Genomic DNA, 6394 nt, shown 5'->3' on the forward strand with positions numbered 1-6394 from the left:
CTTGCAATGGACGTCCAATGGAATGCGGTCACTCGGATGGTCACGATAACATACACGTCATAGCAGGAAGTGATACGAAACCCCCGGTCAGTAAAACTGACCGGGGGTTTCGTTTTCTCCGTGCCATGGCCGCAACACGGTCCACGCTGTCCTATCCAGTATCACCGCCTGGACGTGGGCGTATGTTACGTCACTACTCAAGCTACCAACGTCATCCGTCCGAGGAACAGAACGCTCGGTCTTCCCGCACGTGTGGTATGATACCTTGGCAACAAGAGGAAGATCCTGAAGGAGGCGTTTACTATGAAACAACCTGTCCGCTTTGTCTTGACACTGATTGTGTGCCTTGCCCTGAGCCTTTCGGGTGTGCTGGTCGGCGTGCCCGCCACGCAGGCAGCAGAAACGTATATCTGGACACAACTGCCACTGTATGGAGGTAATGTCTCCGTTCTTGCTATCAACCCCAAGACTCCTACCACCGTGTATGCCAGCACTGGCAGCCAAGTCTTCCGCTCCGTAGACGGCGGTGGCACATGGATAGCGTTGAACACCAGTTTCGCTGGCGCACCTCCGGCTGTCATGGCTCTTGCCATTGATCCTGTCACGCCCTCCACCCTCTACGCAGGTACGAACGGCAGCGGCCTCTTTCGCTCTGCAGACAGCGGTGACCACTGGACAGCGGCGAATACGGGACTCGGCGTCTATGAGCAGCAGATCTGGTCGTTGGCCATCAATCTTCTCACCCCAACAACCCTGTATGCGGGCAACTGCTATGGCGGCGTCTATCGCTCTACGGACAGCGGCAGCAACTGGACCGCTGTGAACCCCAATCCCAGTGCCCCTCCATATGGGCAGATCCTGTGTCCTCTTGCCATCGATCCTCTCACGCCTTCTACACTGTATGCCGGGACCGAGTATGGCGTCTTCCGATCCACAGACAGTGGAGCGACTTGGGGGACAGTGAACGCAGGCATTACCGGTCAAGTTGTCACATCGCTGGCGATTGATCCCAAGACTACCGCCACCCTGTATGTTGGAACACAGAATAATAGCATCTTCCGGTCCACAGATAGTGGCAACATCTGGGCACCCATAAACACTGGTTTCGCCAATACCATTGGGTCTGTTACGTCGCTGGCTGTCGACCCCCTCACGCCTTCCACCCTGTACGCCGGTACCGATAACAATACCAGCAGCATCTTCCGTTCCATGGACAGTGGGGATCACTGGACAGCACTGAACATCAGTTTCACCGACGTGAATCAGCATGTCACCCAGCTTGTTATTGACCCTCTGACGCCTACCACCCTCTATGCCGGTACCAATGGAGTCGGTATCTTTCGCTCTGCAGACAGCGGTGACCACTGGACAGCGGCGAATACGGGACTCGGCGTCTATGAGCAGCAGATCTGGTCGTTGGCCATCAATCTTCTCACCCCAACAACCCTGTATGCGGGCAACTGCTATGGCGGCGTCTATCGCTCTACGGACAGCGGCAGCAACTGGACCGCTGTGAACCCCAATCCCAGTGCCCCTCCATATGGGCAGATCCTGTGTCCTCTTGCCATCGATCCTCTCACGCCAACTACTCTCTATGCCGGCATTGAGGATGGCAGCCTTTTCCGCTCCACAGACAGAGGTGACCACTGGACACCCGTTGTCACTGGAGTCTTCACCCGGTATATCCTGCCGCTTGCCTTTGACACCAACGTCCCCGCTGCCCTGTATGCCGGTACTTGGGGGGGTGGCCTCTTCCGGTACGGTGTTACGCCCTCACATGCATTCACGACCACCATATCACCCTCGGCCGGGGGATCGATCGTCCGGGTTCCCAACGCCACTTCGTACGCCACTGACACTGTGGTGACACTGACTGCGAGTCCTGCCACCGGCTATGCCTTCACCGGCTGGTCTGGATCTCTCACGGGGATGAAGAATCCTGTGACAGTAACAATGAATGCAGACAAGAAGATCACCGCATCGTTTGCCAGGAAGACCAAGAGAGTCCTCCAACTGAGGGTTGGCAATGTGACGATGTATGTGGACGGGCAATCCGCCACTTTGGATGCAACCCCCATTATTCTCAATTCACGCACCCTGCTCCCCATCAGGGCAGTCGTCGAGGCGACTGGAGGAACCATCACCTGGAATGCTCCAGCACAGAAAGCCACTATCGTGCGGAAGGGCAAGACATTGGAACTGTGGATCGGCAGGAACGTGGCGAAACTGAATGGCAAGTCGGTCAAGATCGACACTAATCCCAAGGTCGTTCCGGTCATCAGGGCTGGAAGAACGCTTCTGCCCCTTCGATTTGTCGCGGAAACACTGGCATTCAATGTCCAATGGGACGCGGTTTTGCACGTGATAACGATCACGTTCACGCCGTAACAGGAAGTGATACGAAACCCCCGGTCAGTAAGACTGACCGGGGGTTTCCCTTTCTCCGTGCCGTGGCCGGCAAAGCGGTCCACGCTGTTTTATCCAGTATTGTTGCCTGGGCTATCGCTGCAAACGGTTGTCTTGCTATACTACATTCATGAAACGCCCGGATGACACATCGCACATCGAGACTTCCGGCACTCCAAAAGCTAGAAGGAGCGCAGGCACTAATCTCTCAGTCGATCTGACCGCTGTGGAACGCGTGCAAGCAATGGTTCTGGGCTGGTATGCGGTTCACGCGCGTCGTTTTGTGTGGAGAGTCCCCAATCCCGACCCCTATGTCGTCCTCGTTTCCGAGACGATGCTCCAGCAGACTCAGACGGCTCGTATCCAGGAGAAACTGCCCCTCTTCCTTCGGCAGTATCCTGACTTCAGCTCGCTCGCGGCTACTGACAACGCGACCATCATCCGTGCGTGGCAGGGCATGGGCTACAACAACAGGGCTCTGCGGCTGCGAGACTGCGCACGCGCCGTCGTCGAGCGCTTTGGCGGACTTCTCCCGGACACCGCCGATGACCTGAGGTCGCTTCCGGGTCTCGGCCCGTACACGGTGTCGGCCGTCCTCTCATTTGCGTTCCACCGAGACGTCGTCGTTCTGGATGTCAACACCCGGAGGCTATACAGCCGACTTTTCGGGCAACTCACGACAACGCTCGAGGTCATGCCTGAATCCCAGCTGCTACATGTCGCCAGTGAAGTGTATCCCCGCGGGCGCAGTTCGGAGTGGCATCAAGCCTGTATGGACATCGCCGCGCAGTACTGTACGGCACGTTCCCCCAGGTGTCTGTTCTGCCCCGTCACCAAGGCCTGCCGTTCAGCCTTCAGGCTGGCCGAAGCCGTTCCACCCCGCATCTCCGAACCTTCTCATCGGGGCAAGCCCAACCGTATCTGGCGTGGCCGTATTATCGAGCTTCTGCGCGGCCTTCCGTCTGATCAGACAATGGGGCTCACAGAACTCAGGACCCGCCTGTTCCCGACGGAAGAAGAAACCGATGGGCCCTGGCTGGAACACATTGTAGCCGCACTCGAACGCGATGGACTTATCGACCGCGACCAGGCAGTCGACAGCATCCAACTGCGCTCCTGACTTTCCGGCATCAGCCGCCGAACAGCGGTCAGCCTTTGAGGGCGAGGGTACGCTGGTACGCTGCCCAGACGGCCTTTGACAAGGCTGTCCTGAACCCGGCCTTCTCCAGCTCGTAGACTGCTTCGGCAGCGGTCCCGCCCGGCGACGTAACAGAGTTCTTCAGCTCGGCAGCATTTTTCTGACTGGACCGAGCGAGCTTGAGCGAGCCTTCCATTGTCTGCAACACCAGCTCCAACGCCATGTCACGCTGAAACCCAAGATGCACGGCAGCGTCCATGAAAGCCTCAATGAACAGAAAAACGTACGCGGGCCCAGTGCCGCTCACTGCCGTTGCCATGTCCACGTATCGCTCTTCGTCGACTTCGATCTCGAGACCCACTGCGCCAAGTACCGAACGAACCAGCGTCCGGCCCTCCTGCGTTACCTGGGAACTGGCCGTCCAGACACTCACCCCTGCTCCGATCTGGGCGGGCGTGTTGGGCATGCATCGCACGATACGATCATGACCTGTACCTTCCCTCAACCTCTCGATACCGACTCCAGCAACAATTGACAGCAGAACTTGTTCCGGCCGCATGGCTCCCTTGATGTCAGCAAAGACACGCTCGAGATTCTGGGGTTTCACGGCCAGGAAAACAATGTCCCCAAACTGGACTGCCTCATGATTGGAGAGCGTCGTGTGAACGTGATGTCGCTCGCGCATGACCTCAAGCGTAGCCCAGCTACGAGAACTGACCATCACGTCGTCCTCGGACACAATACCCTTGGCCAGGAGCGATTCGACGAAGGCTTTGGCCATGACACCTCCGCCAATAAACGAGATTTTTGTCCTGTCACTCATGTCTTAACCTCCTCCTGACTGCTGCGTACTGCCCTCAATCAGCCATATCAATTGCCGCCGACCAGCTCAAGATCCTGGGCCGTTGGCACGGGATTCGCCAGACTTGTGGCGCTTGTCAGCTCGGGGTACATGATCGAACCCTGGACGTTCGTATGACCACAACCAAGTGCGTGACCCAGCTCATGCATGAGGATGAGTCTCAGATGTTGGGGATCAGAGTACGAATACACCGTGATAGAACAGTCGCTCGGGTCGTAGATGCCGATAGCATTCTCAGTCGTCGATCCTCCGGCAAGTTTGAACTGCTCCTCCGCCAAGGCCAGTGTCTTCTTGTACTCTCCAAGGTGCGCATTGTAGGTCGATACCTCCTGGTTGAGAGTCGTACTGTTTCGCTTAAGCGTTTGCGAATCAGCACTATACGTCTTTCTGCGCGCCATGAGGGAATCGTACGTCGCCCCTGTCGCCCCACCCCTGCTGTTCCAATACGTGATATCGCTGTTGAGGGACTCATATTCCCGATCGACGCGACTTTGCTCAAGGTCGAGCGAGCTCCGTTCCTGGCTAATCGCCACGTTCGTTGAGTCCAGATAGGAATATCGGGAGTCGATGGCCGCCACAGAATTCTGGTATTCCTGACGATAGTCGAAGACGAACGAGATAGCACTCCCCTTGGTCCCTGTGTCGATGCGAATGGCAGTCTTCTTGAGTGCAACATTCCAGCGTCCCGCAGCATCCTGCAGGATGGACTCGACCTCGCTCTCGGAGATACCGAATTGTGGATCGATGGCTGCGACATGGTACGTGAGTGGGTGAGGCCTGAGCGCAACCAGGAGGATGAGCGCCAAGACGGCTGGAACAATGAGCTTGCGCATCCATGCGAGTTTGAGCGGACGGCGGCCGGGATGAGTCCTGTCGGACGGACCGGGCTCGGACGACCCTTCTTCTTGCCCGGAGAGCGACAGGGGTACAATGACATCTCCGTCTGGTGTCGCGACAAAGGCAAGCTCATCAGCTTGATACAGCTCTTCCGAGGGCAACGTGGCCTCCTCGGCTTTCTGGGCAAACAGATAGCCACAGCCAGGGCAGACAGCAGTACCCGGCCGGACCAGTCTGCCGCAGTCCGAACATCTTGTCAGTGTATCTATCCTGAATCCACAGTGCGGACAGACGTGTGCTTTGTCGCTGACCTTCGTATTGCATTCAGGACAAGAAATAAGCACGACCCTCCTCCTGAAATTCTACCGGAACGTCTGTTTCCCGCCTGCCCTACTTCTGTTTCCTCTCGCACAACTCAAGGAGAACACCGTGCGTTGCCTTGGGGTGAACAAAGGCTATCCGGGCTCCACCCGCACCGTTGCGAGGCGTCTCGTCGATCAACTTAATACCCTTGGTTTTCAGCTCCGCGAGAGCTGCTTCAATGTCGTCGACTCGGATCGCGATGTGGTGCAGACCCTCGCCGTGCTTCTCGAGGAACTTGGCGACCGAGCTATCCGGACTGGTAGACTCCAGCAGCTCGATCTCCGTGTCGCCCACGGGCAGGAACGCCGTTTTCAGTTTCTGTTGAGGCACCTCTTGTGTGCCATGCGGCTCGATACCCAGAGACGTCTGCCAGAATGACAGCGACTCCTGGATGTTGTTAACAACAATTCCAATATGATCGATGTTCTTGATGTTCATGTGTTCCTCCAGCTTTGTTCAAAGATGATGTCTGCCAGCGAATATGGATCGCTCTGCTTGCTGGCGACCTTTTCCAGCTCGACCTGCACGGCCGGTTGGTCCAGCTGCTGCTTCATTGTGTCTGCCAGACGCGCCTTAAGGATCTCAAGCACGTCCAGCTTGGCCATCCGTGTCTTGAGTACGTCCAGCTTCCCGGAGGAGACGAGATGCGCGCGATGTCGTTCAATCGTATCCACAACGCTGTCGATACCGGTGTTCAATTCGGCCGACACCTTGAGCACAGGCGGATTCCAGCCCGTCGTCATCGACAGTTGCAGGACAGATCCAACCTGAGTCGCCGTACGGTCTGC

6 protein-coding genes are annotated in these 6394 nt (G+C 57.0%); 2 read left to right on the forward strand and 4 right to left on the reverse strand.

Annotation, left to right across the window (positions count from 1 at the left end; genetic code table 11):
- Positions 1-303 precede the first annotated feature (303 nt).
- Together SMC5_RS02145 and SMC5_RS02150 are read left to right on the forward strand one after the other, a co-directional pair.
- The gene (locus SMC5_RS02145; protein ID WP_119119406.1) at positions 304-2388 is read left to right on the forward strand and encodes a stalk domain-containing protein; all 2085 of its coding nucleotides are present in this window, start codon (positions 304-306) and stop codon (positions 2386-2388) included.
- A gap of 148 nt (positions 2389-2536) precedes the next feature.
- On the forward strand, positions 2537-3526 hold the full coding sequence (locus tag SMC5_RS02150; RefSeq protein ID WP_119119407.1) for an HhH-GPD family protein: 990 nt from the start codon (positions 2537-2539) through the stop codon (positions 3524-3526).
- 28 nt (positions 3527-3554) lie between these two features.
- Here SMC5_RS02150 and proC read toward each other — a convergent pair whose 3' ends face one another.
- The 4 genes from proC to SMC5_RS02170 all read right to left on the reverse strand — a co-directional run.
- A complete protein-coding gene (proC, locus tag SMC5_RS02155) occupies positions 3555-4367 on the reverse strand; it encodes a pyrroline-5-carboxylate reductase (RefSeq protein ID WP_119119408.1) in 813 nt (270 codons plus the stop codon).
- Positions 4368-4414: 47 nt separating this feature from the next.
- On the reverse strand, positions 4415-5587 hold the full coding sequence (locus SMC5_RS02160) for a matrixin family metalloprotease (RefSeq protein ID WP_119119409.1): 1173 nt from the start codon (positions 5585-5587) through the stop codon (positions 4415-4417).
- Between the two features lie 46 nt (positions 5588-5633).
- Positions 5634-6044, reverse strand: a complete 411-nt coding sequence (gene mce, locus SMC5_RS02165; RefSeq protein ID WP_119119410.1) for a methylmalonyl-CoA epimerase — start codon at positions 6042-6044, stop codon at positions 5634-5636.
- A partial coding sequence (locus tag SMC5_RS02170; RefSeq protein WP_133299144.1) for a P-loop NTPase family protein occupies positions 6041-6394 on the reverse strand: 354 nt, incomplete at its 5' end. The genes mce and SMC5_RS02170, both read right to left, overlap by 4 nt.

It is taken from the genome of Candidatus Cryosericum odellii (assembly GCF_003570935.1).
GTDB classification, from domain to species: Bacteria; Caldisericota; Caldisericia; order Cryosericales; family Cryosericaceae; genus Cryosericum; species Cryosericum odellii.

Excerpts from the sequence above, each read along its gene's own strand:
- SMC5_RS02145 (WP_119119406.1), top strand. The coding sequence starts at position 304 with ATGAAACAACCTGTCCGCTTTGTCTTGACACTGATTGTGTGCCTTGCC.
- SMC5_RS02150 (WP_119119407.1), top strand. The coding sequence starts at position 2,537 with ATGAAACGCCCGGATGACACATCGCACATCGAGACTTCCGGCACTCCA.
- proC (WP_119119408.1), bottom strand. The coding sequence starts at position 4,367 with ATGAGTGACAGGACAAAAATCTCGTTTATTGGCGGAGGTGTCATGGCC.
- mce (WP_119119410.1), bottom strand. The coding sequence starts at position 6,044 with ATGAACATCAAGAACATCGATCATATTGGAATTGTTGTTAACAACATC.